This is a genomic window from Winogradskyella poriferorum (assembly GCF_036553625.1).
Classification (GTDB): domain Bacteria; phylum Bacteroidota; class Bacteroidia; order Flavobacteriales; family Flavobacteriaceae; genus Winogradskyella; species Winogradskyella poriferorum.
Map to the genome: position 1 here is coordinate 1 of NZ_JAZHOU010000014.1, position 1868 is coordinate 1868.

Consider the following 1868-nt stretch of genomic DNA (forward strand, 5'->3'; position numbering starts at 1 on the left):
AGAAATATCGATATGAAAATGGCGTTTTTTAGCATTATGTACAACGGTCTCGGCTATGAGTAGTTGCGTGGTTTAGCACTTAACTTTGCAAGTACACACCAAACTGAAAATCCGCGAGGATTTTCAGAAGTAGACGAGAACAAGCAATTACTTATAGCCAATGTTGTGGCTAGTGTTTTATTCTCCGTTTGGTATATTATATTCTTTACAATATTTTTCAATTTCCGTGTCGTTTTCAAAATAGTCATCACAAAATCCGTCAAGCTCTTTTTCAGTCGATTTGTAATAACGTTCCTGTGCTGTCATTAATCTGTCGGTTTGTTCAATAAATTGCTCAAATTCTTTATTTATTTTACAAAGTTTGTCGATTGTCTTAAAATCAAGGTCTCTGTAAGTGGCTGGGAACAAAATTTTACTTTGATATGGATTAGCATTCAGTTCAATTATTCCAATTCCGAAAGATTGATTTAGTCTTTCCATTTCGTCCGATAAGCTGTCGCTAAATTCAAAAGCGACTAAATAGCCATAATTCGCCCAACTTGAATTTGAAACTGCTTGGAAATAGGCTTTTTTCAATTCAGAGTCCGAGTTAATTTCTTTTTTTATTTCGTAAGAGCTCAATTTAAAAGTGTCAACTCTATTTATGGACTTTAAAAAGTTTTGGCTGACTTTAGTTTGTAAATTCAAGAATTTAACGCCAACCATATCTGGGTGTGTCCAAATTTGGTTGTTGTCTTTTCCATATTTTGATTGCTCGTGAAAAATGGTTTTTGAATAGATTTTTGTGTTTTTTAAGTAACTACTCAAAAGTTTATGTAAATCTCTTTCGTTGTATGTTTTTGCTTTAACTTTTGGAAGTTTTACAGAAGTTGTTTCGGTCGAGCCTGACAAGATTTCAATTCCGATATCTTGTTCGTTTTTGGTCAAATAATACGCATACGAACCGCCTTCTTGTTTTATTCTTTTAACACGGGAATCTCCATTTCTTATAAAGTCTCCTAAAAGTGCAGAAATTGTCGCAGGTGGTGTTTTAGCCGAACCAAAGTCATAATAACCATTTTTAACAATGTGGTCGTGAACTTCCATATAGTTTGTCAGTCCGTTTATGTCATCAAGACTTTTTAAAATGGCTTCTTTTATTGTCATATTTTAAATTTCATTTTCGGCTTTTCTCACATTAGCCACAACGGTCTCGTATAACCGTCAGTTACGGGATTAAAGTTAATGATTTTCGGTTAAGCACTGACGTTAGCAATTCCGAGTGGATTCGGACGTAGTCGAATCCGCCGTAATTGCGGTTATACATTGTTGTGTGCAGTTTTTTATTCATCCGATTTTTGTAAAAGTCCGATTGTATCAGCTTTATAAAGGTCAAAATCTACTTCAGTTCCAGTTTTAGCTAAAAAGTCAACAGCTCTTTTATTCAGTCCGAAATAAGGTGTCGAAGATTCTGGATTTATGTCGATGTCAACTACAAATTGTATTCTAGTTGTTAAATCATATTTGCTTTTCAGTCCGTTTATGATTTCTACTTTAGGTTCAAAAATGTTAATTAGTTGTTGAAGATAACTTTCCAAATCAATTTTGTTTCCAGCATCAATTCGGTATTCCCACGCAGTTGATTTTGGAACAGGTTCTTTTTTTATCATTACGGAAGTCGGTCCAATATTCAATTCCGCTGTGATTTTTTCGGTATCGAAATATTCCGCATCAAAAGATAAATACAAATAATTATTGCATTCTGTTCCGCTATATGTTAGTTTCTCGTAACTCATTTCTCAAATTGCACACAACGGTCTGGGCTATGGTTTCGTTACGGAATGGTACGCGAGTATCATTCCGCCGTAACCATAAATTTAGCAAAAAGG

2 protein-coding genes are annotated in these 1868 nt (G+C 34.4%); both read right to left on the minus strand.

Annotated elements, in window-relative coordinates; translation table 11 throughout:
• Positions 1 to 177: 177 nt before the first annotated feature.
• Positions 178 to 1146, minus strand: a complete 969-nt coding sequence (locus tag V1468_RS16405) for a COG2958 family protein (RefSeq protein WP_331811285.1) — start codon at positions 1144 to 1146, stop codon at positions 178 to 180.
• 176 nt (positions 1147 to 1322) lie between these two features.
• A complete protein-coding gene (locus V1468_RS16410) occupies positions 1323 to 1775 on the minus strand; it encodes a DUF4279 domain-containing protein (RefSeq protein ID WP_331811286.1) in 453 nt (150 codons plus the stop codon).
• Positions 1776 to 1868: the final 93 nt, after the last annotated feature.

Bases quoted from the DNA above. Each gene is read 5' to 3' on its own strand.
- V1468_RS16410 (WP_331811286.1), bottom strand. From the start codon at position 1,775: ATGAGTTACGAGAAACTAACATATAGCGGAACAGAATGCAATAATTAT.
- V1468_RS16405 (WP_331811285.1), bottom strand. From the start codon at position 1,146: ATGACAATAAAAGAAGCCATTTTAAAAAGTCTTGATGACATAAACGGA.